The following is a 26,463-nucleotide window of genomic DNA, read 5'->3' on the forward strand; positions in this document are numbered from 1 at the left end:
CCCATGCGTTCCCTGCTCGCCTGTTCTGCGTTGTTGCTGTTGCCGCTGTCGGCGCTGGCCGCCGATGCTCCGAACTGCAAGTTCACCGCCGCCCGCACGCTGAAGCTGGATGTGGCCGGTGCCAGGGCTGTGGTGCTCGAGGTCAACCAGCACGACCTGAAGGTCGTCGCCGGCAAGGGCACTGGCCAGCTCGATGGCCGCGCCTGCGCGTCCAGCCAGGAATGGCTGGACCAGCTGGTACTGGACCAGCGCAGGGTGGGCGACAAGCTGGTGGTGAGCCTGCGCCGCGAGGGCCGCGACAGCGGCATCAGCCTGGGCAGCAGCTACGCCTGGCTGGACATCCGTGGCAGCGTGCCGGACAACCTGCCCCTGCAGCTGAAGGTCGGCTCCGGCGACGCCAGCGTGGACAACGCGCAGTCGCTGAGCGTGGATGTCGGCTCCGGTGATGCCATCGTGCGTGGCACCCGCGGCAGCATCCACGCAGCGGTGGGTTCGGGCGACCTGGACATTGATGGCGGCAGTTCGCTGAACCTGCTTTCGCTGGGTTCCGGCGACGTCAAGGTGCGCAACATCGGTGGCGATGCGGTCACCGGCACTGTCGGTTCGGGTGACCTGAAGATCAACGATGTCCGCGGCAACGCACGACTGGACACGGTCGGTTCCGGCGACATCGGGTTCAAGCGCGTGCAAGGCAACGTCGAGGTCGGTGTGGTCGGCTCGGGCGATGTTGATCTGTCCGACATCGGCGGCAATGTGCATGTGCGCAGCCACGGCTCGGGGGACATCCAGGTCGATGGCGTGCGCGGCAGCCTGACCGTCGACCACAGCGGCAGCGGCGATGTCGGCCACCGCAACGTCAGTGGCACCGTCACCCTGCCCCGTAAGAAGTAACCGCTAACGGATCGATCGAGGAAACTGCCATGAATCTGCTGCGCGTGCTGCCTGCCACCCTGCTGTGCCTGCCGCTGATCGCCTGCGGCGGCACTTCTTCCGCACCCGACAAGACCATCGGCAAGAGCGTCGCCGAGGCCACCAGCGGCGTCGGCCAGACTGTCAAGGAGGCCATGGACGATGCCCGCAAGGACATCACCGAGGGCAACATCAAGATCTCGGCCGACAAGCAGCCGCGTGCCGAGATCACCCCGGATGGCCGCCTGCTGATCGCCGGCAAGGAAGTGGCCGCCAACGAAACCCAGCGCCGCCAACTGCAGGAGTACCGCGGCCACGTGGTCGCCATTGCAATGGACGGCATGGATGTCGGCCTGGCCGGTGCCAAGCTCGGCGCCAGTGCTGCCGGAGAGGCCCTGAAGGGCATCTTCAGCGGCGACAGCGAGGGCATCGAGAAGCGGATCAATGCCGAGGCGGAGAAGATCGAAGCCCAGGCCAAGCGCATCTGCAACCGCATGCCGGCGATGCTGGCCAGCCAGCAGGCGTTGGCCGCTTCGCTGCCCGCGTTCAAGCCCTACGCCACAATGGACCAGAGTGACGTCGACGACTGCGGCAAGGACACCGTGGTCCAGCGCTAGGCCTGTGACAGATCAGCGCACCCGGCCGGCAGCGGCGCCCCGCTGCCGGCCGTAGCGTGCCGACCGGCTTACAATGGCGGCCCCGGACGCCCCCGAACCGAATGCCATGAAGAAGTTGTTCCTGCTGCTGGCCGCCCTGCTCTGCCTGGGCCTGGTCGGCTGTGACAAGGATTACCGCAACCACCGCGCCGAGCGCGGCAAGCCCAAGATTTCCGTCAGTGAAGGGATGGTGACCGTGCGTCGCCCGCCGGCACCGAACATCATCATCCTCGGCGATGGCACGATGAAGGTGGACGAGATCCAGATCCCGCTGGACGAAGGGCAGAAGCAGATGCTGCAGACGATGTTCGGCAGGCTGCAGGTGCTGCGCCAGAACACCCTGGTCGCCGCCCCGGCCGATCCCAACATGCAACCGGTGAAGATCCAGCCGCCGGAGGGCATGGAAGTGATTCCGGCGGACCTGATCCAGCGCATACCCGAGTTCAAGGATTACACCGACACGTTCGGCAACATCGTCGCCGACCGTCGCTGAAGCAGAAACGCCGCCCCAGGGCGGCGTTTCCTTTTGTAGAGCCGAGCCCATGCTCGGCTGCTGCCCGGAACCTGAGCCGAGCATGGGCTCGGCTCTACAACCAGCAGATCAACCGCCGGCGCCACCACCGCCAGCCTGGATGCCACCTGCGGTCAGTGCGGTCGGATCCAGCAGGCGCCGCAATTCGGCCTCCTCCAGCCCGCTGTCTTCCAGTGCCACGTCCAGCACCGGGCGTTGTTCCTTGTAGGCACGCTTGGCGATGGCCGCGGCCTTCTCGTAGCCGATGATCGGATTCAATGCCGTTACCAGGATCGGATTGCGCGCCAGCGCTTCGGCCACACGGTCCTCGCGCACCTTCAGCCCGGCGATCGCGCTGTCGGCCAGCAGCCGCGACACATTGGCCAGCAGGCCGATGCCATCGAGCAGGTTCACCGCAATCAGCGGCAGGGTGACGTTGAGCTGGAAGTTGCCGGTCTGCCCGGCCACGGTGATTGCCGTGTGGTGGCCGATCACCTGCGCGCAGGCCATCACGGTCGCTTCCGGAATCACCGGGTTGACCTTGCCCGGCATGATCGAGCTGCCCGGCTGCAGCGCCGGCAGTTCGATCTCGCCCAGCCCGGCCAGCGGACCGGCATTCATCCAGCGAAGATCATTGGCGATCTTGATCAGCGCCACGGCCAGTGCATTGAGCTGGCCCGACAGTTCCACGGCATCATCCTGCGCGGCCAGGCCCTCGAACTTGTTCTCGGCGCTGTCGAACTTGAAACCGGTCTGTTGCTTCAGTGCCTTGGCCACCTGCGCGCCGAAGCGCGGGTCGGCATTGATGCCGGTGCCGATGGCGGTGCCACCCAGCGGCAGGCGGCGCACGCGCCTGAGGCTGTCTTCGATCCGCTCCTGCGCCGAGGCCAGCTGTGCCGACCATGCGCCGAACTCCTGCTCGAAGGTCAGTGGCATCGCGTCCATCAGGTGCGTACGGCCGGTCTTGACCACCTTGCGCAGGCTGCGGCCCTTCTTGTCCAGGGTCTTGCGCAGGTGCACCAGCGCCGGCAGCAGCTGCTCATGCGTCGCCAACACCGCCGACACGCGCAGCGCGGTCGGAATCACGTCGTTGGAGCTCTGCCCCTGGTTGACGTGGTCATTGGGGTGCACGGCGGTCTTGCCCGCCTTGCCGGCACGGTTGGCCAGTGTGGCGATGACCTCATTGGCATTCATGTTCGACGACGTGCCCGAACCGGTCTGGTAGACATCGATCGGGAACTGCGCATCCCAGTTGCCGGCGGCCACTTCGGCGGCAGCGGTCTGGATGGCCTTGGCCACGTTCTTCGGCAGATGGCCCAGCTCCGCGTTGACGCCCGCGGCGGCGCCCTTGACCAGGCCCAGGGCACGGATGAAACCGCGCGGCATGCGCTGGCCCGACACCGGGAAGTTCTGCACGGCACGCTGGGTCTGCGCGCCCCACAGGGCGTCGGCAGGCACCTGCAGCTCGCCCATGCTGTCGTGTTCGATTCTGAAACCCTTGCTTGCAGCTTTGCTCATTGCATCAACTCCGCACTACTTCAGTGGGGGAAAGGGAAGCGGCGGCTGGCAGGGTGTCGCTTCCCGGGCTGGCGGCTGCGCCAACGATACTCCCTTGCCCGCAGCGTGGGATGACGAGCGCGGGCCAGATCGTTCCGTCTGCACGGCCGTTGTGCACGCGCAGGGGTAGTGCCGGCCGCTGGCCGGCACCATGGAAGCGTAGGCCGGGCGTGGTTGCCGGCCAGCGGCCGGCACTACCTGACCGGCACGTCGTAGAATATGGCCCCCGCCGCTCGCCCCAGCCCTGCCGACATGTCCGATTCCGCCCTGCTCGCCCTGTCCCCGCTCGATGGCCGCTATGCCGGCAAGGTCGACGCCCTGCGCCCGATCTTCTCCGAGTACGGCCTGATCAAGGCCCGCATCACGGTCGAGGTGGAATGGCTGCTGGCGCTGGCCGCCGAGCCGGGCATCGTCGAACTGGCCCCGTTCTCCGACGCCGCCGTCGCCCGCCTGCGCGCCCTGGCCGCCAGCTTCAGCCCGGCCCAGGCTGCACGCGTGAAGGAGATCGAGCGCACCACCAACCATGACGTCAAGGCGGTGGAGTACTTCATCAAGGAACAGCTGAAGGACGACGCCGAGCTGGCTCCGGCGCTGGAATTCGTGCATTTCGCCTGCACCAGCGAAGACATCAACAATCTCAGCTACGGCCTGATGCTGGAACAGGCCCGCCGTGAAGTGCTGCTGCCGACCCTGGACGGCATCGCCAGCACCCTGCGCAGCCTGGCCCACGCCCAGGCCGGCCAGCCGATGCTGTCGCGCACCCACGGCCAGACCGCCTCGCCGACCACCTTGGGCAAGGAACTGGCCAACGTGGTCGCCCGCCTGGAGCGCCAGCGCAGGCAGATTGCCGCGGTCGAACTGACCGGCAAGATCAACGGTGCGGTCGGCAACTACAACGCCCACATCGCCAGCTACCCGGACGTGGACTGGCCTGCCTTCGCCGAGCGCTTCGTGACCGGCCTGGGCCTGGTATTCAACCCGTACACCACGCAGATCGAGCCGCACGACAACGTGGCCGAGATCGGCGATGCCGCACGCCGCGCCAACATCATCCTGATCGACCTGGCCCGCGACATCTGGGGCTACATCTCGCTGGGCTACTTCAAGCAGCGCCTGAAGGAAGGCGAAGTCGGCTCGTCGACGATGCCGCACAAGGTCAATCCGATCGACTTCGAGAATGCGGAAGGCAATTTCGGCATCGCCAACGCCCTGTTCGAGCACTTCAGCGCGAAGCTGCCGATCAGCCGCTGGCAGCGTGACCTGACCGATTCCACCGTGCTGCGTGCGCTGGGCACCGCGTTCGGCCACAGCCAGGTGGCACTGGATTCGCTGGCCAAGGGCCTGGGCAAGCTGGAGGTGAACCCGCAGCGCCTGGATGCGGATCTGGACGCGGCCTGGGAAGTGCTGGCCGAGGCCGTGCAGACGGTGATGCGCCGCCATGGCCTGCCGAACCCGTACGAGCAGCTGAAGGCGCTGACCCGCGGCCAGGGGATCACGGCCGAGTCGATGCGTGCGTTCGTGCAGGGGCTGGAGCTGCCGGCGGATGCGAAGCAGCGTCTGCTCGAGATGACCCCGGGCAGCTACACCGGCCTGGCCGAGGCGCTGGCAAAGAAGATCTAAGGGGTTTGCTTGCGGCGGCGGCCGCGGGCGCTGCCTGCGGCAGGCTTAACTGCAACTGCAACGTCAAAGGCGGCTCTGGGTTACTGCCTCGCTTGGCGGGGCGGGTTGGGTTCGCGGGGGACGCCGTGAACCCGTCCCTGGGGGCTTGGCCGCGGCATCCATGCCGCGGACACCCCCGCGAACCCAACCCGCCCCACCTCTGACAGTTTCCCGGTGACGGATCGAAGAGCATTGGGTTGTCGGGACGGAATTTGAAAGAGGGACGCGGCTTCGCCGCGTCCCTCTTTGTTTGAGGGTCTTTTGTAGAGCCGAGCCCGTGCTCGGCTGCTTTTGGGCACGGGCAACAGCAAGCCGAGCGTTGGCTCTGCTCTACATGAGCAAGCGCAGCGCGCGACCCGCTTTTGCCTTTGATTTTCTTCTTTCATTCCGTGGCGGGCCGCGCAGGAAACTGTCAGGGGCCGGGCGGGTGGGCTGCGCGGGGGTGTCCGCCGCATGGATGCGGCGGCCAAGCTTACAGGGACGTACTTGCAGCGTCCCCCGCGCAGCCCACCCGCCCGGCCAAGCGCGGCTTTTGCTTGTGAACCCGTCCCCGCCACGAGGGGCTCCGCCGTTGGCCGGACACCCCGCGACAAACCACCACACGTGCGCAATCCCCACGAACGTCGGACAATGGAGACCTCGGCGGCCCGCCACGCCGCCCCTCCCGCTTTCCGCTGCAAGGATTCCCCCCATGGCCGCCCGCAAGTCCTCCGCCCCCCTCATCGAAGTCACCGCCCGCCCCGGCCAGCCGCTGGGCATGGCGCCGGCCACCTTCCTGCGCGACTTCTGGCAGAAACGCCCGCTGCTGATCCGCAACGCCTTCCCCAACTTCCAGACCCCGGTGCAGCCGGAAGACCTGGCCGGGCTGGCCTGCGAGGAAGGCGTGCTGGCGCGCCTGATCGAGCACGACAAGACCCGGGACGGCTGGCGCGTGCGCACCGGCCCGTTCCAGGAAGACGTGTTCCCCGCCCTGCCCGACCACGACTGGACCCTGCTGGTGCAGGACGTGGACAAGTGGGACCCGGACGTGCGCGCCCTGATCGAGCACTTCAGCTTCCTGCCGCGTTGGCGCATGGATGACGTGATGATCAGCTTCGCCGCCACCGGCGGCTCGGTCGGCGCCCATGTCGACCAGTACGACGTGTTCCTGCTGCAGGCCCACGGCCACCGCCGCTGGCAGATCGACGCCAGCGAATCGATCAAGGGCAAGCAGCCACCGCTGGGCTTCCGCCCGGACGTGGAACTGAAGCTGCTGAAGGTGTTCAAGCCGACCCACGACTGGGTGCTGGCGCCGGGCGACATGTTGTACCTGCCGCCGAACGTGCCGCACCACGGCGTCGCCGAGGATCCCTGCCTGACGTTCTCCTTCGGCATGCGCGCGCCGTCCTCGGCCGAGCTGATCAGCGACTACCTCGACACCCTGATCGCCGATGCCGACGAGAACATCCGTTACCAGGATGCCGACCTCAAGGTGCCGGCCGACCCGAACGAAATCGACACGGTGGCGATGGCGCGGGTGATCACCGCGCTCAACGCCATCCGCATGAACGACCCGGACAAGCTGGGTGACTGGTTCGGTCGCTTCATCACCACCTACCGCGCCGCCGGCGAAGTGATGGCCCACCAAGCCGCACCGGCACCGGAGGAAGTGGTCCAGGCGCTGGCCTCCGGCCTGCTGCTGCAGCGCCACCCGTGGGCACGCCTGGCCTGGCGCCGGGCCAAGCGCGGCGCCAGCCTGTACGTCAGCGGCCAGGACTTCGCGCTGCCGGTGAAGGACGCCCAGCGTCTGGCCGGTGCCGAGCAGCTCGACGCCGCCGCCTATCGCGGCCTGTCCGACAAGGGCCGTGCCGTGCTCCAGCAGCTGCTGGTCGGTGGCGTGTTCCAGCTGATCGATCCGAACGAGGTGTATGACGCTGAAGATGAGGATGACGGCGAAGACGCCGTGGTCCTCGGCGAAGTGGTCGAAGGCCGTGACCGTGTCGACGCGATCGACGCCGACGCGGTGTCCGACGATGTCCACTCCGTGACCGTGCACGACGACGGCATCGAAGTCATCGTCAACTTCGAGGATCACGACGAAGACGACAGCGACGACGGTCGCGCCTGAGCCCTGCCGCCATGGTCCGGGTCCAGCAGGTCAGCCACGCCGACGCCCACGTTGCCATCCACGACGTGCGCCAACGCGTGTTCGTGCAGGAACAGGGCATCGCCGCGGAACTGGAACGCGATGCGCTGGACCCGGTCAGCGTCCATGTGCTGGCACTGGACAGTGACAACCAGCCGGTCGGCACCGGCCGGCTGGCCCCGGACGGCCGCATCGGCCGTATGGCCGTGCTGGCCAGCCATCGCAGCCACGGGGTCGGTGAGGCCCTGCTGGAGGCACTGGTCGAGGCCGGGCGCAGGCTCGGCCTGGCCGAGCTGCACCTGCACGCCCAGCTGCCCGCCCGCGATTTCTATGCCCGCCAGGGCTTCCTGCCGGAAGGCGAGGTATTCGAGGAGGCCGGCATCGGCCACCAGCAGATGCGCCGCCGGTTGGGCGCGGCCAGTGCCATCGACAGCCGCGAGCAGGCGGTGGCCATCACCACGGCCATCGTCCACCGCGCCCGCCGCCAAGTGTGGCTGCACAGCCGTCAGCTGGACCCGGGACTGCTCGACGCGCCGTCGGTACAGGCCGCCCTGCGCCGCTTCGTCACCGCCCGCCACGACAAGCAGCTGCGGGTGATCGTGCACGATGCCGCTGCGATCGCCTCTGCCGGGGCACCGCTGCTGGCGCTGGCCCAGCGCTTGCCAAGCGTGATCCAGTTCCGCGAGGTCAGCGACCCGGTCGACCGCGCGCTGGCCTCTTCCTGCCTGCTCAACGATGCGGGCGACTTCTACTTTCGTCTGATCGGCCATCGCCTCGACGGCGAGGCCGGTATCGCGCTGCCGGCACGTTCGCAGCCGTTCGGGCAGCAATTGCAGCGCGTCTGGGACCGTTCGCGCGATTGCAGCGAACTGCGCGCGCTCGGCATCTGAGCCGGCACCGCTGACCCAACCTGTCTGGAACCGGCACCAGCGGACGCGGGATACCTGTGGTGGTGCCCCTTCGTGTCCCGTTGGGGGTACAATTTGGCTGTTTGAACGCGCCCGCGCAGGGCTATTCATCTTCCTGCCGGGTCCTTCTGAAGCCATACCCCACAAAGCGAATCAACACCCTCCATCGTGGACAATCAACTGAAGCAGTTTGCGCAATCTTCGCAACTCGCCGGCGGCAACGCCTCCTATGTCGAGGACCTGTACGAGCAGTACCTGGTCTCCCCGGATAGTGTCGATCCCAAATGGAAAACCTACTTCGACGGCTTCAAGGGCCGCGAAGCAGGTGACATTCCGCACTCGGCCGTCATCTCCCACATCGCGGACGCGGCCAAGGATGCGCTGAAAGCTGGCACCGGCACCGGTGCGGGCGACGAGCGCGAGCGCAATGTCGGTCGTCTGATCACCGCCTACCGCTCGCGCGGCCACCTGGACGCCCGCCTCGATCCGCTGGGCCTGGCCGCGCCGGTCAACACCCCGGACCTGGGCCTGCCGTTCCACAGCCTGTCCGATGCCGATCTCAACAGCGAGTTCAGCACCGGCGGCGTCGGCGGCCAGCCGCGCATGAAGCTGCGCGACCTGCTCGCACGCCTGAAGGCGACCTACACCGGCTCGATCGGTGCGGAGTTCATGCACATCTCCGAGGTCGAGCAGCGCCAGTGGATCTACAAGAAGCTGGAAGCGGCCGGTGGCAACTACCAGCTGGACGCTGACACCCAGCGCCGCACCCTGGAGCGCCTGACCGCGGCCGAAGGCCTGGAGCGCTACCTGCACACCAAGTACGTCGGCCAGAAGCGCTTCTCGCTGGAAGGCGGCGACTCGCTGATCCCGATGATGGACACCATCATCCGCAGCGCCGGCAAGGATGGCGTCAAGGACGTGGTGATCGGCATGGCCCACCGCGGCCGCCTGAACGTGCTGGTCAACACCCTGGGCAAGAACCCGCGCAAGCTGTTCGACGAATTCGAAGGCAAGTTCGAGCACGACGAGCACGCGTCGGCCGGCGACGTGAAGTACCACATGGGCTTCTCCGCCGACGTGGCCACCGACGGTGGCCCGGTGCACCTGGCGCTGGCGTTCAACCCGTCGCACCTGGAAATCGCCGACCCGGTCGTGGCCGGTTCCGTGCGTTCGCGCCAGGAGCGCCGCAAGGACACCGCACGCAAGCAGGTCATGCCGATCCTGATCCACGGCGACGCGGCCTTCTCCGGCCAGGGCGTGGTCATGGAGCTGTTCCAGATGTCGCAGGCCCGCGGCTTCGCCGTCGGCGGCACCGTGCACATCGTGGTCAACAACCAGGTCGGCTTCACCACTTCCAACCCGCTGGATACGCGCTCCACGCGCTATGCCACCGACGTGGCGAAGATGATCGCCGCCCCGGTGCTGCACGTGAACGGCGATGATCCGGAAGCCGTCGTGTTCGCCGCGCAGCTGGCCTTCGAGTTCCGCCAGAAGTTCGCCAAGGACGTGGTCATCGACCTGATGTGCTACCGCCGTTGGGGCCACAACGAGGCCGACGAGCCGGCGATCACCCAGCCGCTGATGTACCAGGTGATCCGCAAGCACCCCACCACCCGCGAGATGTATGCCGAGCAGCTGGAAAAGGCGGGCGTGATCGCCGCCGGTGCCGGCAAGGCCATGGTCGATGCCTACCGCGAGAAGCTGGACGCCGGTGAAGTGACCACCGAGCTGGCCAAGGTCGAGAAGACTCCGCCGACCAGCCCGCTGTTCGTCGATTGGCCGAAGCTGCTGGAAGGCAAGCTGTCCGACCCGGTCTCGACCAAGGTCGAGAAGAACAAGCTGGTCGAGCTGGCCAAGCTGATCAACACCATCCCGGACGAAGTGCAGCTGCACTCGCGCGTGGCCAAGGTCTACGACGACCGCCGCAAGATGGCCGCCGGCGAGATCGCGGGCGACTGGGGCTTTGCCGAGAACCTGGCCTACGCCACCCTGCTCGACGAAGGCCACGCGCTGCGCCTGGTAGGCCAGGACGTCGGCCGCGGTACGTTCACGCACCGCCATGCGATCCTGCACGACCAGAAGACCGACAACTACTACATGCCGCTGCGGCAGCTGGTGGACTCGCCGGAGAAGGCCACCGTCATCGACTCGCTGCTGAGCGAAGAAGCGGTGATGGCCTACGAGTACGGTTTCTCCACCACCGATCCGAACACGCTGTGCATCTGGGAAGGCCAGTTCGGCGACTTCGCCAACGGTGCCCAGGTGGTGATCGACCAGTTCATCGCCGCCGGTGAAGCCAAGTGGGGCCGCATTTCCGGCCTGACCCTGCTGCTGCCGCATGGCTATGAAGGACAAGGCCCGGAACACAGCTCGGCGCGCCTGGAGCGCTTCCTGCAGCTGTGCGCCCTGGAGAACATGCTGGTTGTCGTGCCGTCGACCCCGGCGCAGGCCTTCCACATGCTGCGTCGCCAGCTGCACATGACCACCCGCAAGCCGCTGGTGGTGATGTCGCCGAAGTCGCTGCTGCGCCACAAGCTGGCCGTGTCGACCCTGGACGAACTGGCCAATGGCGAGTTCCAGCACCTGATCGGCGACGCCAATGCCGATGCCAAGAAGGTCAAGCGCGTGGTGCTGTGCTCGGGCAAGGTCTACTACGACCTGCTGGAAGACCAGACCAAGCGTGGCCAGGACGACGTGGCGATCATCCGCGTGGAGCAGCTGTATCCGTTCCCGCGTGCGCTGCTGGCTGCCGAGCTGAAGAAGTACGGCAAGGCCACCGACGTGGTGTGGACGCAGGAAGAACCGCAGAACCAGGGCGCGTGGTACCAGATCCGCCACCACCTGCAGTTCTGCCTGGCCGATGGCCAGAACCTGCACTACGCCGGTCGCGCACGTTCGGCGTCGCCGGCTGCCGGTCACATGGCTGACCACGTCCGCGAGCAGCAGCAGCTGATTGCCGACGCACTGGTCAACCCGTTCAACGACACGTTCGCTGAATAATCCTCCCCCTATTTAGAAGACAAACCAGGAAGCTCCCGCAATGGCCACCGAAGTCAAAGCCCCGGTACTGCCCGAATCCGTCGCCGACGGCACCATCGCCACCTGGCACAAGAAGGTGGGCGACGCCGTCAAGCGCGACGAAAACCTGCTTGACCTGGAAACCGACAAGGTCGTGCTGGAAGTGCCGTCGCCGGTTGACGGCGTGCTGAAGGAAATCAAGTTCAAGGAAGGCGATACCGTGACCTCCAGCCAGGTCGTGGCGATCATCGAAGAAGGCGCCGTGGCTGCGGCTCCGGCTCCGGCCGCTGAAGAGAAGAAGGCTGAAGCCGCACCGGCCGCCGCTGCTCCGGCCGCTGCCGCCGCTCCGGCTCCGGCTGCCAAGTCGGCCGCCGACACCCTGCCGCCGGGCGCCCGCTTCACCGCCATCACCGAAGGCGTGAACCCGGCCGACGTCGACGGCACCGGCCGTCGTGGTGCAGTGACCAAGGAAGACATCGTCAACTTCGCCCGCAACGGCGGCGCCGGCAAGGCCGGTGGCGCACGTCCGGAAGAACGCGTGCCGATGACCCGCATCCGCAAGCGCATCGCCGAGCGCCTGATGGAGTCGAAGAACTCCACCGCCATGCTGACCACCTTCAACGAAGTCGACCTGTCCAAGGTGTCGGCGGCGCGCAAGGAGCTGCAGGACGAGTTCGTCAAGGCCCACGGCATCAAGCTGGGCTTCATGAGCTTCTTCGTGAAGGCCGCTGCCAACGCGCTGCAGCGCTTCCCGCTGGTCAACGCCTCGATCGACGGCGACGACATCATCTACCACGGCTACTCGGACATCTCGATCGCCGTGTCGACCGAGAAGGGCCTGGTCACGCCGGTCCTGCGCAACGTCGAGCGCATGTCGTTCGCCGACATCGAGAAGACCATCGCCGACTACGCCAAGAAGGCACGTGACGGCAAGCTGGGCCTGGAAGAACTGCAGGGCGGCACCTTCACCGTGACCAACGGCGGCACCTTCGGTTCGCTGCTGTCGACCCCGATCATCAACCCGCCGCAGAGCGCCATCCTGGGCATGCACGCCATCAAGGAGCGTCCGATCGCCCAGAACGGCCAGGTCGTGATCGCGCCGATGATGTACCTGGCGCTGTCCTACGACCACCGCATCATCGACGGAAAGGACTCGGTGCAGTTCCTGGTGGACATCAAGAACCAGCTGGAAAACCCGGGCCGCATGCTGTTCGGCCTGTAAGAAACCTCCCGCCCCTCCGCGCCTGCGCGGAGGGGTTCTGGTAATGCATCAAGGAATAATTCAATGGCTGAACAATTCGACGTCGTCGTCATCGGTGCCGGCCCGGCCGGTTACCACGCTGCCATCCGCGCGGCCCAGCTGGGCCTGAAGACCGCCTGCATCGACGCAGCGCTGGGCAAGGACGGCAAGCCGGCCCTCGGCGGCACCTGCCTGCGCGTGGGCTGCATCCCGTCCAAGGCGCTGCTCGATTCCTCGCGCCAGTTCTGGAACATGGGCCACATCTTTGGCGACCACGGCATCAGCTTCAAGGATGCCAAGATCGACGTCGAGGCGATGATTGGACGCAAGGACAAGATCGTCAAGCAGTTCACCGGCGGCATCGGCATGCTGTTCAAGGCCAACAAGGTCGCCGCCTACTACGGCTTCGGCCAGCTGCAGCCCGGCAACGTGGTCAAGGTGAAGCAGCACGACGGTTCGGAAGTCGAGCTGAAGGGCACCAACGTCATCATCGCGGCCGGTTCGGATTCGATCGAACTGCCGTTCGCCAAGTTCGACGGCGAGACCATCGTCGACAACGTCGGCGGCCTGGACTTCACCGAAGTGCCGAACCGCCTGGCGGTGATCGGTGCCGGCGTGATCGGCCTGGAACTGGGCAGCGTGTGGAAGCGCCTGGGCGCTGAAGTCACCATCCTTGAGGCCATGCCGGAGTTCCTGGCGGCTGCCGACGCCGAAGTGGCCAAGGCCGCTGCCAAGGAATTCAAGAAGCAGGGCCTGGACATCAAGCTCAATGCCAAGGTTTCCAAGACCGAGATCACCGGCAAGGGCAAGAAGAAGGAAGTCATCGTCACCTACACTGACGCGGAAGGCGAAAAGACCCTGACCGTGGACAAGCTGCTGGTGGCCGTCGGCCGTCGCGCCGCCACCAAGGGCCTGCTGGCCGAAGGCACCGGCGTCAAGGTCAACGAGCGCGGCCAGATCGAAGTCGACGCGCACTGCCACACCGGCGTCAACGGCGTGTGGGCGGTCGGCGACTGCGTGCGCGGCCCGATGCTGGCGCACAAGGGCTTCGAGGAAGGCATCGCGGTGGCTGAGCTGATCGCCGGCCTGCCGGGCCACGTCAACTTCGACACCATCCCGTGGGTCATCTACACCGAGCCGGAACTGGCCTGGGTCGGCAAGACCGAAGCCCAGCTGAAGGCCGAGGGCATTCCGTACAAGGCCGGCAGCTTCCCGTTCGCCGCCAACGGCCGTGCCGTAGCGATGATCGAGCCGGCGGGGTTCGTGAAGATCCTGGCCCATGCCGAAACCGATCGCATCCTCGGCATGCACCTGGTTGGCGCCAACGTCTCCGAACTGGTGCACGAAGGCGTGCTGACCATGGAGTTCAGCGGCTCGGCCGATGACCTGGCCCGCATCTGCCACGCCCACCCGTCGCTGTCGGAAGTGATCCACGACGCCGCGATGGCGGTCAGCAAGCGCGCCATCCACAAAGCGAACTGATCGTCCACCTGGTAGTGCCGGCCGCTGGCCGGCTTCACCCGGATTCAAGAAGCCCCGCCTTGGCGGGGTTTTTTGTTGCTCATTTTCCTGTAGCGCCGAGCATTGGGCTCGGCGCTACACCTTTCCAGCGGGCTTCTTCGGTGGATCGTCACAGATCCGATGCTGCACCACCGTCTCGCCGACCTTCCATTCCTTCGTGACCCGGCAGCGCTCCCTGTCCCCGGGCCTCGTCGAAGCCTTCGCCCCAGCAGCATTCGCTTCGTCGGCACCGGCTGCCTGCTGGCGCTCCAGCCACACCGAAGGCGGTGCTGGAGGAGCGGCCTGTAGCGGGCCCGCCAACAGGGCCAGACCGACCAGCACCACCGCCCTCATGCGGGCACCGTCCGGCCACCGAGCATGCGCGCCGGCAGCATGAACAGCGCGCGCAGGAAGGCGAACAGCGCCGAGAAGGTGATGCCGACCAGTCGGAACGGCAGGCTCAGCAGCCACACGAACGGCCAGGCGATCAGGGCGAGGATCGCCAGCGGCCAGCACAGTACGAACAGCAGGCACCACACACCGAGCGCGAACAGGGTCTTCATCACGGTCTCCTTGGGACGGCACCCTGCCGCCTGCGGACACCTTGGCGCCCTACCCTGGCGCCGGCAAACAGTTTGCGACGAAACCGGGCTGGCGGCGATGAAATCGGTCCAGCGCAGCGCAACGCCACGCCCACGCGCGGCTGCGCTTCGTGGCGACCGCATGGAACCCGCGCTGACAGCAGCTCCTGCCGGTGCCTTGGCTCGCCCGATGGTGGTTGCCGGCCAGCGGCCGGCATGACCGCTATTCGAACGAACCGACCGAGTCGTGGGCCAGGTTGTCGAAGCGGGTGTACTCACCGAAGAACTTCAGTTTGCACGAGCCGGTCGGGCCACCACGGTGCTTGCCGATGATGATTTCGGCCAGGCCCTTGTCCGGCGAGTTTTCCTTGTTGTAGTAGTCGTCGCGGTAGATGAACACGATCATGTCCGCGTCCTGCTCGATTGCGCCCGATTCGCGAAGGTCGGCCATCACCGGGCGCTTGTCGGTACGCGTTTCCAGCGAGCGGTTGAGCTGCGACAGCGCGATCACCGGCACGTTCAGTTCCTTGGCCAGGCCCTTCAGCGAACGCGAGATTTCCGAGATTTCGGTCGCGCGGTTCTCGCTGTTGCCCGGCACGCTCATCAGCTGCAGGTAATCGATCACCACCAGGCCCAGGTCATGCTCGCGCTTGAGGCGGCGGCACTTGGAACGCAGCACTTCAGGCGACACGCCCGGCGTGTCGTCGATGAAGATCTTGGTTTCCTTCAGCATCTTGATCGCGCTGGTGACGCGGCTCCAGTCCTCGTCCTCCAGCTGGCCGGTACGCAGGCGCTGCGCGTTGATGCGTCCATTGGAGGAAATCAGGCGCATCGCCAGCTGCGACGCCGACATTTCCATCGAGAACACCGCCACGCCCTTCTTCGACTTGATCGCCGCGTACTCGGCGATGTTCAGCGCGAAGGTGGTCTTGCCCATTGCCGGGCGCGCCGCGAGGATGATCAGGTCGGTCGGCTGCAGGCCAGCGGTCATCGCGTCGAAATCGTTGTAACCGGTCGGCAGGCCGGTGATGTTGCCGCCGTTCTCGAAGCGGTTGCGCAGCTCCTCGAAGGCATCCTTCAGTGCACCGGGCATGGCCACGAAATCGGTACGGCCACGCGCACCCTGTTCGGCGATTGCAAACACGCTCTTTTCCGCCGAGGCCAGCAGCTCGCTGCTGTCACGCCCCTCCGGCTGGAAACCGTCGTTGACGATGTCGGTGCCGACCTGGATCAGCTGCCGCAGCACCGCCTTGTCGCGCACGATCTCGGCGTAGGCCACGATGTTGGCCGCTGACGGCGTGGTACTGGCCAGTTCGATCAGGTAGGCGCCGTCACCCACCAGTTCCATCTTGCCCTGCGATTCAAACCACTCGCCCAGCGTCACCGCGTCGAACGGCCGTTCGCGCTCGGACAGCTCGCGGATCGCACGATAGATCATCTGGTGATCGCGACGATAGAAGTCGCTTTCGGTCAGCTGGTCGTTGACACGGTCATACGCCTCGGGCGCCAGCATCAGGCCACCCAGCACCGCCTGCTCGGCTTCCACCGAATGGGGCGGTACCCTCAACTGGTCGATGCGCGACTCGTCGCGATCGCGATCGAAGCCATCACCGCGCTCTCTGCGGTTGGAACGGAAGCCGGGACGAGCGGACATGCTGCGGTGTTTCCTGCAAAAGTGGGCCAGACGAGTGTAGGCATGTGCCGACCCCGGCAGCCATGGACAAGCCTGTGGATAAGCCGTGGGAAAACGGGGGATATCCGCCGGTACCTGGCCAGACTGGCGTGAAAGCGTCGCACTGCCTGCGACGGGCCCCGTTGCGGCGCCCGAGCGGGACATTATCGCAGATCAACGCCCCGGGGTCGGATCCCCTGCGACGCAGGGGACTCTGACCCCGCAGGCGTCAATCGCCCTTGACGTGCACTGCGATCAACGCCAGGAACCGGTCCACGTAGCCCTGCAGGAACTTCTGCGTGCCTTCGTTGTGGATCGTGCCATCGGCATCGATCAGGCCGTCCTTGAAGTGGATGAATGCCTCGGGCTGGCCCAGCACATGCATGTCCAGGAAGGCCAGGCTGTTGCGCAGGTGCTGCTGGGCCACGGCGGTACCGATCTGGCCGATGGAGGCGCCGATCACCGCCGCCGGCTTGCCGGCAAACGCACTGTCACCGTACGGGCGCGATCCGATATCGATGGCGTTCTTGAGCACGCCGGGCACCGACCGGTTGTACTCGGGTGTCACGAACAGCACCGCGTCGGCGGCGCGCACCTGATCCTTCAGCCGGGTGCCCTGCGGCGGATAATCAGCGTCGAAATCCTGGTCGTACAACGGCAGATCGCCGATCTGCACGTACTGGAAGCGCGCGCGATCACCGGCGAGCTTCTCCAGCGCATGGGCCAGCTTGCGGTTGCAGGAATCCTTGCGCAGGCTGCCAACGAACACGGCGATGGTGGGGACGGACATCGGGACATACTCCTCACGGTGCGGGAGGCCCAGCCTAGTCGCCAGGCCCGTGCCATCCGGTGAAGATCAGCCGCCGGTCACGCCGGTCCGCGCCTGCCGCCAATGCGCCTGCCAGGCCTGGAACATCAGCACGTTCCACAAGTGGGTATGCCACTTGCGCTGCCCCGCCAGGAACTGCTGCCACAGCGGCTGCACCGCCGCCGCCGACAGCACGCCCTCACGCTCCAGCCGCGCCGGCTGCAGCAGGTCCTCTGCCCAAGGTCGCAGGTCGCCCTTCAACCAGTCACTGACCGGTGCTCCAAAACCGCGCTTGGGACGGTGCACCATTGAATGCGGCACGTAACGGCCCAGCACGCGCTTGAGCAGCACCTTGCTGGTCGTCTCACTGCGCTTGAAGCCCAGCGGCAGCGACCAGGCGAACTCGGCCACGCGCCAGTCCAGCAATGGCGCGCGCGCCTCCAGGCTGACTGCCATCGAGGTCCGGTCGACCTTGCACAACAGGTCATCGGGCAGGTAGGTCACGAAATCGGCCAGCATCATCGCGTCGGCCGGTGTCCCCGCGCCGTGCAGCGGATCGGCCAGGTCGTAGAAGCTGCCGGCCGCCTGCGCACCGGGTACCGCCGCGGCAGGGTCGCGCCAGCGCGAGATGCGGTTGCGGTAGACGTCGCCGATGCCACGTGCGCCTGTCTCGGCCAGCAGCGCCGCCAGGCCACCGGTCCGCGAGGCCTCGCCCTGCTGCTGCGAGCGTGCGCCCATCCAGCGCCGCAGCGGCCCCGGCACGCGTCCGAGCATCTGCCAGTTGCGCAGCGCGCGTACATAGCGGGTGTAGCCGAAGAACAGCTCATCGCCACCGTCGCCGGACAGCGCGACGGTCACGCCCTGCCGTGCCAGCCGTGCCACCAGCGCGGTCGGCACCTGCGACGCATCGGCAAAAGGTTCATCGAACATCGCCGGCAACTGCGGCACCACCGCCAGCGCGTCGGCGCCACTGACGTACAACTCGGTGTGATCACAGCCGAGATGAGCCGCCAGCTCCCTGGCCAGCGGAGCTTCGTCATGTCCCGAGTCGGTGAAGCCGATGCTGAAACTATGCACCGGCTGCCCGCTCTGCGCCTGCATCAGCGCTGCCACCAGCGATGAGTCCGTGCCGCCGGACAGGAATACGCCGACCGGCACGTCGGCCACCATGCGCAGCGCCACCGCATCGCGCAGCAGCGTATCCAGCTGTTCCTCGGCCTCCTCGATGCGGCCCTGGAACGGGGCGGCCAACGCCGCCTGCATGCGTGCGCGCGCATCCCAGTACGGGCGCTGCGCCTGCTCCGGGCGGTGTGCCGCGGCGCCTGCGGCCACAGCCGCTGCATGCAGCCGCAGCACCCGGCCCGGCATCAGCTTGTAGCAGCGCTGGTGGATGCTGTGCGGCGCCGGGATGTAATCCAGCCGCAGCAGCAAGGTGAGCGCATCGCGGTCGATGTCGTTGTCGAACGCCGGATGTTGCCAGAGCGCCTTCAGTTCCGAACCGAACACCAGCGTGTCGCCGGCCCAGCCGTAGTACAGCGGCTTCTTGCCGACGCGGTCGCGGGCCAGCCACAGGCAACGATCCTGACGGTCCCACAGCGCGATGGCGAACATGCCGTTGCAGCGCTGCAGGGTGTCTTCGACGCCCCACTGCAGGATTGCCGCCAGCAGTACTTCGGTGTCGGCATGGCCGCGGAAGGTGTGCCCCAGCGGCTCCAGCTGTTCACGCAGGGCCGCGAAATTGTAGACCTCGCCGTTGTAGGCCATCACGTAGCGGCCGTCCGCCGAGGCCATCGGCTGGTGGCCCAGCGGGGACAGGTCGAGGATGCTCAGGCGTCGATGCGCCAGCGCGATGCCCGCCTCGGCATCGACCCAGCTGCCGCCATCATCCGGCCCGCGATGGTGCAGCGCTTGGCCCATGGCCAGCGCCTGCGCCTGCAGCGCCTCGGCCGACGCCAGCGGCGCCGGCAACAACATTCCCGCCAATCCACACATGCATCAGGGTTCCTGCGCCAGGTCGAGGGCGGCGCCAATCACCGCATTGTCGCTTGGAAGCCCGAACATTGCTGCCCCTGCCAGTGGCGTGTAGGTGTCGGCGCCACAGACGCGGCGCAGCGGCAGGTGACCAAAGCCGGCCTCGACCAGTGCCGTGACCACGCCCTCACCCACTCCGCCGCTGTGGCGGCCTTCGTCCAGCACCAGCACCCGCCGCGCGCTCGCGGCCTGGGCCGCGATGAAGCCGGCATCCAACGGTACCAGCCAGCGCAGGTCGACCACCCGCACCTGCCAGCCCAGCTGCTGCTCGATCGCCCGCGCCGCGCGCAACGCCATCGGCACGCCATTGCCATAGGTGTAGATCACCAGGTCTCCGGCCTCTGGTGCATACACCCGGCCCTCGCCCGGCACCAGCGCCTGGCCCTGTGCCGGGTAGTCGAACAGCCACTGGCCATCCCCTGCTTCGTGCAGGTCCTTGCTCATGTACAGCGCGATCGGCTCCAGGAACACCGCCACGCGCCCATCCACCCGCGCCAATGCGGCCAGCGTGCGCAGCATCATCACCGCATCGTCACCGCGCGAGGGGCAGCCGACCACCAGCCCGGGGATGTCGCGCAACGCGGTGATCGAGTTGTCGTTGTGGAAGTGCCCGCCGAAACCCTTCTGATAGCCCAGCCCGGCCACCCGCACCAGCATCGGGTTGCGGTACTGGTCGTTGGAGAAGAACTGCAGCGAACAGGCTTCACCACGCAGCTGGTCGATGGCGTTGTGCAGGTAGGCCAGGTACTGGATCTCCGGAATCGGCAGCATGCCCAGGTTGGCCAGGCCCTGCGCCATGCCCAGGATCATGGTTTCATCCAGCAGCGTGTTGAACACCCGGCGTGGACCGAAGCGGCGCAGCAGATCCTTGGTGACGGTGTAGACACCGCCCTTCTGAGCCACGTCCTCGCCGAACAGCAGGCTCTGCGGATACTTCGCAAGCAGTTCCAGCAGGCCGTGGTTGATCTGGATCGCGAGATGCCGTGGCGCCTGTCGTTCCGGCAAGGCCTCGGTACCGCCATAGAGTGCCTCGCGCGCTTCGTCGGCGACCTCGCGCCGGGCTTCGGCCTGCACCGCTGCGGGCGTATAGGGTGCCAATGGCGCCATGACCTCCTGCAGCGACTGCAGCTTCGCACGGCCTTCGGCATCGGCAGCGGCGGCCATGCAGCGCGCGCGCATCGTCTCGTAGGCCACTTCGATGGCGCCTGCATCCATCCAGCCCGATTCCAGCGCGATCTGCGCCGAGCGCAACAGCGGATCCTGTGCCTCGGCCGCGCACAATTCCGGCAATGCACGCCATTCCACCTCGAAGTCGGTGCCGGCGTGGCCCATCAGGCGCGTGGTGCGCAGATGCAGGAAGGTCGGTCGCCGCGTCCGCCGGCAGTGGTCCACTGCGGCCTGCACCTGGGCGTGCCCAGTGGCCAGGTCGAGGCCATCGGCAAAGAAATAGTCCAGCCCTGGCTGGTGGCTGAAGCGCTCGGCAATCCAGCCGTCCGGCGTCTTCACCGAGATGCCCAGCCCGTTGTCCTCGCAGACGAACAGGATTGGCGCCGGCAGTTTCTGGTAGGCCGCCCACATCGCGGTGTTGAATGCGGTCTGCGCAGTGGCATGGTTGGCCGAGGCGTCGCCGAACGAGCACAGCACGATGCTGTCGGCCGGAATGGGAAGCGCATGGCCCAGCCGCTTGCCACTCTCGATGGCCAGCGCGGTGCCCAGCGCTTTCGGCAGGTGCGAAGCGATCGTCGAGGTCTGCGGCAATACCCACAATGGCTTGCTGCCCCACACCTTGTGCCGGCCGCCACTGGCCGGGTCATCGGCGCTGGCCGCGAATGAAAGCGCCGCATCGCGCAACGGGTCGATGCCCGGCACCTGGCGCGAGCGCTCGACCATGAAGGCGCCGGAACGATAGTGCAGGAATGCGGGGTCGGTATGCCGGCAGGCCCGCGCCAGCAGCGCGTTGCCTTCATGGCCGGACGACCCGATGGTATAGAAGACCTTGTTCTGCACGCGCAATACGCGCGCCATCAGGTCCAGCTGGCGGCTGGCCAGCTGGGAATCGAACAGCTCACCGAAGGCCGCAGCGCTGAGCGAGCTGCCCGGCAGGATCGGCGCGTCCGGTGCAGGACGTGCGCGCGGTGTGCCTCGCCAGCCACGCACCGCGTCGAGGAAATTGGCGTCGCACACTTCGGCGCGGTTGAGCACGCGCATGCGCGCAGGAATCGGATCTGGGACCACAGCAAACATCGAACACCCTCCGTGTCGTTGTTGCATTCCACCCGGCAACGCCGGGCGCTACCCTGTGGGATCAGGCAGCCTCGAAACGCGCGCGCACCTCGGCGGTCACCGCTGGCATCGCCACGAAGCGCGGCTGCGCGCGCACGCGCTGCAGCCAGGCGCGCACTTCCGGGAAGGGCGCCAGGCTGATGCCGCCCTCGCCTGCGACGTCGGTATAGGCGAACAGCGCAATGTCGGCGATACCGTATGCGCTGCCGGTGAACCACTGCGCTTCGCGCAGGTGCTGCTCCATCACCGCCAGCGCGGTGGCGGCGCGCTCGTGCAGGCGTGGCAGTTCAGCACGGCGCGGTGAATCGGGCGGTGTCCAGCCGCGGATGAAGCGCGCTACCGCCACGCATGGCTCGTGCGTGTACTGCTCGAAGAACATCCAGCTCAATGCCTGCGCGCGTTCCCAACCGTCGGTAGGCAGGTAGGGCGTCCCTTCGGCCAACCAGAACAGGATCGCATTGGATTCAGTCAACACGCGGCCATCGTCGCGGACGATCAACGGCACCTTGGCGTTGGGATTGAGCGCAAGGAACTCGGCGGTGTGGGTCTGGCCATGGGCACTGTCCACTTCCACCCAGCGGTAGCGGCTGCCGAGCTGCTCCAGCAGCAGGCGGACCTTGTGGCAATTGCCGGACACCGACATGCCATGCACCGTCAACGGGACGCGCTCTTCCACCATTGCCTGCTTCCTCGGATCCGGCCGGCGGCCAGCTGCACGCAGTCTGGCAAGCCCGCCGGTGAATGCCAAGCGCGGATGCAGCATGGCAACACGGTAACGCTGGCCGCTGGCCGGCAATCGCACGAATCCTGCCACATCGAGGTTGCCGGCCAGCGGCCGGCACTACCGGCAACGCTCAGCGCGCGCGCTGGCGCCATTGTTCGCGCGACTGGCCCCAGATCTGCATCGGCTTGTCGTTGTACGGCGGCGGCAGCTCTCCCATGCGCAGCAGCGTGCTGCCCAGCTTGCGAGCGACCGCCCTCGAGTTGTCGTTGTTCTCGGCGATGGTGTGGATCACCTCGTCCCAGCCCAGCGTGTCGAATGCCCAGTCGATGGCAGCAACCGCCGCTTCCGGTGCATAGCCCCGGCCCCAGCTCGCATGCCGAATACCCCAGCCGACCTCGGTTCCAGGCCAGTCCTGCGGCTGCCACGGTCCCATCCGGCCGATCCAGTCACCGCTGGATTTCTCGATCACGCTGAACATCGAGAAGCCGAACAGCTGCCAGGCGCCGGCCAGGCTGCAGAAGCCGCGCCATGCCACCGAGGGCGGTTGAACACCCCCCAGGGTGCGCATCGTTTCCTCGTCGGCACAGAATGCCAGGTACGGTTCGTAGTCCTCGCGCAGCGGCGGGCGCAGGATCAGCCGCTCGGTTTCCAGGCGCAGGTCGAAGATGCTCATGCCGACTCCTTGTCGAAGGGGGGCATCCATCATGGTCGATTCCCTTTCCCCCCGGATCAATGCCCGTGCGCACAACGAAACGGGCCGGCATGAGCCGGCCCGTCGGGTGCAGCAGGGTGTTCTGGATTACTGGCGCGTGGCCGCAGTGGCGCCGGCAGCAGCGGTCTGCGTGACCAGCTGGCCATCGACCACCGGCAGGCGATCGCTGGCCGGCTTGTTGTCCATGCGCACGGTCTTCTCGGCGCCATCATAGCGATAGGTCACGTTGTAGCCCTTCACCACATCATTGGTACCCATGGCGATGCGGCTGCCCGGCTTGCTGGCCATGCGCATGGTGCCGGTGGTGCCGTCTTCGTTGCGATAGGTCACGTTGTAACCGGTGACGCGGCTCGACTCGGACGTTGCGGTTTCGGTGTGGCACTGGCGCTCGGTACGATTGACCACGCGGCCGCCCACATGGCGCTTGTCGATCTGGTTGCCGATGAAGCCACCGGCCACCGCACCGGCTGCGGTCGCGGCCTTCTTGCCGTTGCCGCCACCGACCTGGTTGCCGAGCAGGCCACCCACCACCGCGCCGACCACGGTACCGCCGACGTTGCCATCACGCTCCGGCAGGCGTTCCTGCACCGTCACGTCCTGGCAGACCTCGTGCGGAGTCTGGGTGGTGGAGGTCTCGCGCACCGGATCGGTGCCGATCACGGTGGCATAGGCCTTCTGCTTCTCGGTGATCGGGTCGACCTTCAGCACATCGGCATATTCCAGCCCGCGCGGCGCGGACGGGTCAAGCTTGTCACCACGTACGCCATCGTCGGTGGCGTTGCCATCGACCAGGCGCGACTCGCCATTGGGGGTTGCGGCGCTGATGGAGTCGGGCGAGCGGTCGCCACTCTTCATGAAGGCGGCGGTGGCGATGCCACCAACCAGCAGCGCGCCCGCTGCGACCAGGACAGTTGTAGTTGTGCTTTTCATGACCTGCTCCTTGCGGACCATCCGCAACGTTCTCGGGACAGATTGCAGCACGCGCTGCCTGAACGGAATCTCCACATTTCCTGCTCATTGCTGTAACCCATTCAGCATCGGGAAATGCAGGGCCCGTGGTAGCGTTTGCATATTCCCCACGAGGATCCCCGCCATGGCCAACCCGATGCTGCTGCCAGTACTGCAATGGGCGCGCCGGCTGCGCTACCCCACCCTGTTCAAGCTCACCGCCGGCCTGTTCGTGCTGACGCTGTTCATCCCGGACCCGATCCCGTTCATCGATGAGCTGGTGCTGGGCTTCGGCACGCTGCTGCTGGCGAACTGGAAGAGCCGCAACGCCACCACGCCACCGCCGCTGGAACAGCGTTGAGCGTGCTGGTCGACAGCCACTGTCATCTCGACGCGAGCGCGTTCGACCCTGACCGTGCCGCGGTGATCGAGCGGGCGCAGGCCGTAGGTGTGCGCCAACAGGTGGTGCCAGCGGTCACCGCTGCCAGCTGGCCGAAACTGCGCGAGGTCTGCCAGCAGGCGCCCGGGCTGTACCCGGCCTTCGGCCTGCACCCGATGTTCCTGGCCGATCACCAGCCTGGGCACCTGCCACTGCTGCGCGAGTGGATCGAGCGCGAACGCCCCTGCGCGATCGGCGAATGCGGCCTCGACTTCTTCGTCGAAGGACTGGATGCCGAGGCTCAACAGGCGTATTTCATCGGTCAGCTGGAACTGGCCCGAGAATTCGATCTGCCGGTGATCGTGCACGCGCGACGCGCGGTGGATGCGGTGATCGCCGCGATCCGTCGCGTCGGCGGCCTGCGCGGCGTGGTGCACAGTTTTTCCGGCAGCCCCGAACAGGCCGCGCAACTGCACAGGCACGGCTTCCTGCTGGGCCTTGGCGGTCCGCTGACCTACGAGCGGGCGCAGCGCCTGCAACGGCTGGTACGCGGGATGCCGCTGGAGCAGCTGCTGCTGGAAACCGACGCGCCCGACCAGCCCGACGCAGGGGTCCGCGGCCAGCGCAACGAACCGGCACGGCTGGCAACCATTGCCCGGCACGTGGCCGCGCTGCGCGGAATGGAGCTGGAGGCCCTGGCACAGGCCACGACAGAGAATGCACGGCGGCTGTTCGCGCTGCCGGCAATGTGACGGCGGGGGCCCGACCTTGGCCGGCACGCTGTAACGACGGCGACGAACCCGATGCCGGCCAGCGGCCGGCACCACCGTCACGCGTCGGCGTAAGCCTCGGCCACCTCGGTTTTCGCCTTCTTCGGCTCCAGCAGCATCTCAAGCGCCTTGCCCACCGCCGCAAAGGCGAACGCGCCGGTGATGTGGGTCGCCGCGCCCAGACCGGCGCCGCAGTCCAGCTTCAACGCCGCATCGGCACCCAGGTTCGGACGAATCCCGCAGACGCTGCCATCGGCCTGCGGGTACTTCACATTCTCCAGCGAATACACCGCCGGCACGCCGAAATAGCGCTTGGCGTTCTTCGGGAAGTTGAACTCGCTGCGCAGCTTCTTGCGGATCAGCGCCAGCATGGCGTCATGCTCGGTGCGCGAGACATCGCGGATACGTACCAGGGTCGGGTCGGTGCGGCCACCGGCAGCGCCGATGGTCAGCAGCGGCAGCTTGCGGCGGCGGCACCAGGCGATCGTCTCGACCTTGACCCGGAAGCTGTCGCAGGCATCGATCACCAGATCGAACCCGCGGTCCAGCAGCTCAGCCATGTTGGACATCGTCAGGAATGCCTGCACGGCATCGACGTCGATCCCCGGATTGATCGCACGGCAGCGCTCGGCCATCGCCTCGGCCTTGTTGCGCCCGTAATTGCCTTCCATCGCCGGCAGCTGCCGGTTGGTGTTGGACACGCAGATGTCGTCGGCATCGATCAGGGTCAGATGACCGACCGCCGAACGGGCCAGCGCCTCCACCACCCACGAGCCGACGCCGCCCATGCCGACCACCGCCACGCGGCTGCCCTGCAGGCGCTCGAGCGCACCCACGCCATACAGCCGTTCGATGCCGGCAAAGCGTTGTTTGACCTGTTCGTTCATCGGGCTATTTTAACGTGCAGGTGCCAGCCCCCAAAGCACGCCGGCGTCGAACCCACCGTTGCACGCCCGGAGAGCCCGCATGAACGCCAGCCCGCCCCGCCGCCTGTCCCCTGCCCATCGCTACCTGTTCGTACTGTGCCTGGGCCTGCTGATCGGCCTGGTCGCCACGGTGATGGTAGGCCGCGCCCTGCAGGCGCGTCGCGACCCGTTCCCGGACAGCCTGATGCAGGTGATGCAGCGGCAGTCGCAGCTGCTGCAGCGGGCCCAGCAGCAGAACCGCTGCAGCCTGGCCGACAGCGTGCCGCGGCTGCAGGCGCTACGCCTGTTGTCCAATGACCTGGACCTGGCGTTTCCCGGGCTGAAGGACAGCACGCAGTTCCAGCAGCACGCCAGCCGACTTCGCGGCAACCTCAACACGGCGCTGGCTGCACCGCCAGGCGACTGCAGGGCCTTGGCCCAGCTCGTGGAAACGCTGCAGGCCGATTGCCGGGCCTGCCACCAGGATTTCCGCTGAGGCGCGTTCATCCTGCAGCCGGGCATCGGGTGCGTGGTTGGCGCGTTGTTCACGTTCGAAGGGAGAGGATT

At 66.9% G+C, this 26,463-nt stretch carries 23 protein-coding genes; 12 read left to right on the forward strand and 11 right to left on the reverse strand.

Features of this window, described 5'->3' with window-relative positions; translation table 11 throughout:
* Positions 1 to 3 precede the first annotated feature (3 nt).
* The 3 genes from ACM0PB_RS01145 to ACM0PB_RS01155 all read left to right on the forward strand — a co-directional run bounded on the left by ACM0PB_RS01145 (position 4) and on the right by ACM0PB_RS01155 (position 2,058).
* On the forward strand, positions 4 to 891 hold the full coding sequence (locus ACM0PB_RS01145) for a DUF4097 family beta strand repeat-containing protein (RefSeq protein WP_171955547.1): 888 nt from the start codon (positions 4 to 6) through the stop codon (positions 889 to 891).
* Positions 892 to 920: 29 nt separating this feature from the next.
* Complete coding sequence (locus tag ACM0PB_RS01150) at positions 921 to 1,526, forward strand: YggN family protein (protein ID WP_065178600.1); 606 nt, start codon at positions 921 to 923, stop codon at positions 1,524 to 1,526.
* A 106-nt stretch (positions 1,527 to 1,632) separates the two neighbouring features.
* Entirely contained in the window at positions 1,633 to 2,058 is a 426-nt protein-coding gene (locus tag ACM0PB_RS01155) for a hypothetical protein (protein ID WP_005417496.1), read from the forward strand.
* Positions 2,059 to 2,166: 108 nt separating this feature from the next.
* Here the strand turns inward: ACM0PB_RS01155 and ACM0PB_RS01160 are convergent, their stop codons facing one another.
* On the reverse strand, positions 2,167 to 3,594 hold the full coding sequence (locus ACM0PB_RS01160) for a class II fumarate hydratase (RefSeq protein WP_005417504.1): 1,428 nt from the start codon (positions 3,592 to 3,594) through the stop codon (positions 2,167 to 2,169).
* A 291-nt stretch (positions 3,595 to 3,885) separates the two neighbouring features.
* On the opposite strand from ACM0PB_RS01160, the gene purB reads away from it, so the two are divergent.
* The 6 genes from purB to lpdA all read left to right on the forward strand — a co-directional run bounded on the left by purB (position 3,886) and on the right by lpdA (position 14,065).
* Positions 3,886 to 5,253: an adenylosuccinate lyase gene (purB, locus tag ACM0PB_RS01165; RefSeq protein WP_171955548.1), complete on the forward strand. Its 1,368-nt coding sequence runs from the start codon at positions 3,886 to 3,888 to the stop codon at positions 5,251 to 5,253.
* Positions 5,254 to 5,983: 730 nt separating this feature from the next.
* Positions 5,984 to 7,399, forward strand: a complete 1,416-nt coding sequence (locus ACM0PB_RS01170) for a ribosomal protein uL16 3-hydroxylase (RefSeq protein ID WP_164093193.1) — start codon at positions 5,984 to 5,986, stop codon at positions 7,397 to 7,399.
* Between the two features lie 11 nt (positions 7,400 to 7,410).
* Positions 7,411 to 8,307, forward strand: coding sequence for a GNAT family N-acetyltransferase (locus ACM0PB_RS01175; RefSeq protein WP_164093182.1), 897 nt, complete (start codon positions 7,411 to 7,413; stop codon positions 8,305 to 8,307).
* 186 nt (positions 8,308 to 8,493) lie between these two features.
* Positions 8,494 to 11,325, forward strand: a complete 2,832-nt coding sequence (locus ACM0PB_RS01180; RefSeq protein WP_053499858.1) for a 2-oxoglutarate dehydrogenase E1 component — start codon at positions 8,494 to 8,496, stop codon at positions 11,323 to 11,325.
* Between the two features lie 40 nt (positions 11,326 to 11,365).
* Positions 11,366 to 12,565 (forward strand): dihydrolipoyllysine-residue succinyltransferase, encoded by a 1,200-nt coding sequence (sucB, locus tag ACM0PB_RS01185; protein ID WP_053499860.1) that lies wholly within the window; start codon positions 11,366 to 11,368, stop codon positions 12,563 to 12,565.
* Positions 12,566 to 12,628: 63 nt separating this feature from the next.
* Complete coding sequence (gene lpdA / locus ACM0PB_RS01190; protein ID WP_005417523.1) at positions 12,629 to 14,065, forward strand: dihydrolipoyl dehydrogenase; 1,437 nt, start codon at positions 12,629 to 12,631, stop codon at positions 14,063 to 14,065.
* Positions 14,066 to 14,179: 114 nt separating this feature from the next.
* On the opposite strand, the gene ACM0PB_RS01195 is transcribed toward lpdA, so the two are convergent.
* The 9 genes from ACM0PB_RS01195 to ACM0PB_RS01235 form a co-directional block, all read right to left on the reverse strand.
* The gene (locus ACM0PB_RS01195) at positions 14,180 to 14,437 is read right to left on the reverse strand and encodes a hypothetical protein (protein ID WP_139727359.1); all 258 of its coding nucleotides are present in this window, start codon (positions 14,435 to 14,437) and stop codon (positions 14,180 to 14,182) included.
* Complete coding sequence (locus ACM0PB_RS01200; protein ID WP_065178303.1) at positions 14,434 to 14,646, reverse strand: hypothetical protein; 213 nt, start codon at positions 14,644 to 14,646, stop codon at positions 14,434 to 14,436. The genes ACM0PB_RS01195 and ACM0PB_RS01200 overlap by 4 nt, the downstream gene beginning before the upstream one ends.
* Before the next feature lie 241 nt (positions 14,647 to 14,887).
* Positions 14,888 to 16,318 (reverse strand): replicative DNA helicase, encoded by a 1,431-nt coding sequence (locus tag ACM0PB_RS01205; RefSeq protein ID WP_005417526.1) that lies wholly within the window; start codon positions 16,316 to 16,318, stop codon positions 14,888 to 14,890.
* A 247-nt stretch (positions 16,319 to 16,565) separates the two neighbouring features.
* Entirely contained in the window at positions 16,566 to 17,126 is a 561-nt protein-coding gene (locus tag ACM0PB_RS01210; protein WP_049410520.1) for an NADPH-dependent FMN reductase, read from the reverse strand.
* Positions 17,127 to 17,192: 66 nt separating this feature from the next.
* Positions 17,193 to 19,136, reverse strand: a complete 1,944-nt coding sequence (gene asnB, locus ACM0PB_RS01215; protein ID WP_414604872.1) for an asparagine synthase (glutamine-hydrolyzing) — start codon at positions 19,134 to 19,136, stop codon at positions 17,193 to 17,195.
* Positions 19,137 to 19,139: 3 nt separating this feature from the next.
* The gene (locus ACM0PB_RS01220) at positions 19,140 to 21,419 is read right to left on the reverse strand and encodes a transketolase C-terminal domain-containing protein (RefSeq protein WP_065186071.1); all 2,280 of its coding nucleotides are present in this window, start codon (positions 21,417 to 21,419) and stop codon (positions 19,140 to 19,142) included.
* Between the two features lie 61 nt (positions 21,420 to 21,480).
* Positions 21,481 to 22,137, reverse strand: a complete 657-nt coding sequence (locus ACM0PB_RS01225; RefSeq protein ID WP_032954328.1) for a glutathione S-transferase family protein — start codon at positions 22,135 to 22,137, stop codon at positions 21,481 to 21,483.
* A gap of 175 nt (positions 22,138 to 22,312) precedes the next feature.
* A complete protein-coding gene (locus tag ACM0PB_RS01230; RefSeq protein WP_065186070.1) occupies positions 22,313 to 22,855 on the reverse strand; it encodes a GNAT family N-acetyltransferase in 543 nt (180 codons plus the stop codon).
* 126 nt (positions 22,856 to 22,981) lie between these two features.
* Positions 22,982 to 23,824: a glycine zipper 2TM domain-containing protein gene (locus tag ACM0PB_RS01235; RefSeq protein WP_065178309.1), complete on the reverse strand. Its 843-nt coding sequence runs from the start codon at positions 23,822 to 23,824 to the stop codon at positions 22,982 to 22,984.
* Positions 23,825 to 23,987: 163 nt separating this feature from the next.
* Here ACM0PB_RS01235 and ACM0PB_RS01240 point away from each other — a divergent pair, with 163 nt between their 5' ends.
* Together ACM0PB_RS01240 and ACM0PB_RS01245 are read left to right on the forward strand one after the other, a co-directional pair.
* Entirely contained in the window at positions 23,988 to 24,203 is a 216-nt protein-coding gene (locus tag ACM0PB_RS01240; RefSeq protein WP_005417541.1) for a DUF6116 family protein, read from the forward strand.
* Positions 24,200 to 24,973, forward strand: a complete 774-nt coding sequence (locus ACM0PB_RS01245) for a TatD family hydrolase (RefSeq protein WP_138952032.1) — start codon at positions 24,200 to 24,202, stop codon at positions 24,971 to 24,973. Before ACM0PB_RS01240 ends, ACM0PB_RS01245 begins: the two co-directional genes overlap by 4 nt.
* Before the next feature lie 77 nt (positions 24,974 to 25,050).
* Here ACM0PB_RS01245 and ACM0PB_RS01250 read toward each other — a convergent pair whose 3' ends face one another.
* The gene (locus ACM0PB_RS01250) at positions 25,051 to 25,878 is read right to left on the reverse strand and encodes a tRNA threonylcarbamoyladenosine dehydratase (protein WP_065186068.1); all 828 of its coding nucleotides are present in this window, start codon (positions 25,876 to 25,878) and stop codon (positions 25,051 to 25,053) included.
* Positions 25,879 to 25,957: 79 nt separating this feature from the next.
* Between ACM0PB_RS01250 and ACM0PB_RS01255 the strand changes: the two genes are divergently transcribed.
* Positions 25,958 to 26,392 carry a cytochrome c gene (locus ACM0PB_RS01255; RefSeq protein ID WP_005417544.1) on the forward strand — a complete coding sequence of 145 codons (435 nt, stop codon included), beginning with the start codon at positions 25,958 to 25,960 and terminating at the stop codon, positions 26,390 to 26,392.
* Positions 26,393 to 26,463 lie beyond the last annotated feature (71 nt).

Source organism: Stenotrophomonas sp. AR029 (assembly GCF_047520695.2).
Lineage (GTDB): Bacteria > Pseudomonadota > Gammaproteobacteria > Xanthomonadales > Xanthomonadaceae > Stenotrophomonas > Stenotrophomonas sepilia.

Excerpts from the sequence above, each read along its gene's own strand:
- ACM0PB_RS01145 (WP_171955547.1), top strand. The coding sequence starts at position 4 with ATGCGTTCCCTGCTCGCCTGTTCTGCGTTGTTGCTGTTGCCGCTGTCG.
- ACM0PB_RS01150 (WP_065178600.1), top strand. The coding sequence starts at position 921 with ATGAATCTGCTGCGCGTGCTGCCTGCCACCCTGCTGTGCCTGCCGCTG.
- ACM0PB_RS01155 (WP_005417496.1), top strand. The coding sequence starts at position 1,633 with ATGAAGAAGTTGTTCCTGCTGCTGGCCGCCCTGCTCTGCCTGGGCCTG.
- ACM0PB_RS01160 (WP_005417504.1), bottom strand. The coding sequence starts at position 3,594 with ATGAGCAAAGCTGCAAGCAAGGGTTTCAGAATCGAACACGACAGCATG.
- purB (WP_171955548.1), top strand. The coding sequence starts at position 3,886 with ATGTCCGATTCCGCCCTGCTCGCCCTGTCCCCGCTCGATGGCCGCTAT.
- ACM0PB_RS01170 (WP_164093193.1), top strand. The coding sequence starts at position 5,984 with ATGGCCGCCCGCAAGTCCTCCGCCCCCCTCATCGAAGTCACCGCCCGC.
- ACM0PB_RS01175 (WP_164093182.1), top strand. The coding sequence starts at position 7,411 with ATGGTCCGGGTCCAGCAGGTCAGCCACGCCGACGCCCACGTTGCCATC.
- sucB (WP_053499860.1), top strand. The coding sequence starts at position 11,366 with ATGGCCACCGAAGTCAAAGCCCCGGTACTGCCCGAATCCGTCGCCGAC.
- lpdA (WP_005417523.1), top strand. The coding sequence starts at position 12,629 with ATGGCTGAACAATTCGACGTCGTCGTCATCGGTGCCGGCCCGGCCGGT.
- ACM0PB_RS01195 (WP_139727359.1), bottom strand. The coding sequence starts at position 14,437 with ATGAGGGCGGTGGTGCTGGTCGGTCTGGCCCTGTTGGCGGGCCCGCTA.
- ACM0PB_RS01200 (WP_065178303.1), bottom strand. The coding sequence starts at position 14,646 with ATGAAGACCCTGTTCGCGCTCGGTGTGTGGTGCCTGCTGTTCGTACTG.
- ACM0PB_RS01205 (WP_005417526.1), bottom strand. The coding sequence starts at position 16,318 with ATGTCCGCTCGTCCCGGCTTCCGTTCCAACCGCAGAGAGCGCGGTGAT.
- ACM0PB_RS01210 (WP_049410520.1), bottom strand. The coding sequence starts at position 17,126 with ATGTCCGTCCCCACCATCGCCGTGTTCGTTGGCAGCCTGCGCAAGGAT.
- asnB (WP_414604872.1), bottom strand. The coding sequence starts at position 19,136 with ATGTGTGGATTGGCGGGAATGTTGTTGCCGGCGCCGCTGGCGTCGGCC.
- ACM0PB_RS01220 (WP_065186071.1), bottom strand. The coding sequence starts at position 21,419 with ATGTTTGCTGTGGTCCCAGATCCGATTCCTGCGCGCATGCGCGTGCTC.
- ACM0PB_RS01225 (WP_032954328.1), bottom strand. The coding sequence starts at position 22,137 with ATGGTGGAAGAGCGCGTCCCGTTGACGGTGCATGGCATGTCGGTGTCC.
- ACM0PB_RS01230 (WP_065186070.1), bottom strand. The coding sequence starts at position 22,855 with ATGAGCATCTTCGACCTGCGCCTGGAAACCGAGCGGCTGATCCTGCGC.
- ACM0PB_RS01235 (WP_065178309.1), bottom strand. The coding sequence starts at position 23,824 with ATGAAAAGCACAACTACAACTGTCCTGGTCGCAGCGGGCGCGCTGCTG.
- ACM0PB_RS01240 (WP_005417541.1), top strand. The coding sequence starts at position 23,988 with ATGGCCAACCCGATGCTGCTGCCAGTACTGCAATGGGCGCGCCGGCTG.
- ACM0PB_RS01250 (WP_065186068.1), bottom strand. The coding sequence starts at position 25,878 with ATGAACGAACAGGTCAAACAACGCTTTGCCGGCATCGAACGGCTGTAT.
- ACM0PB_RS01255 (WP_005417544.1), top strand. The coding sequence starts at position 25,958 with ATGAACGCCAGCCCGCCCCGCCGCCTGTCCCCTGCCCATCGCTACCTG.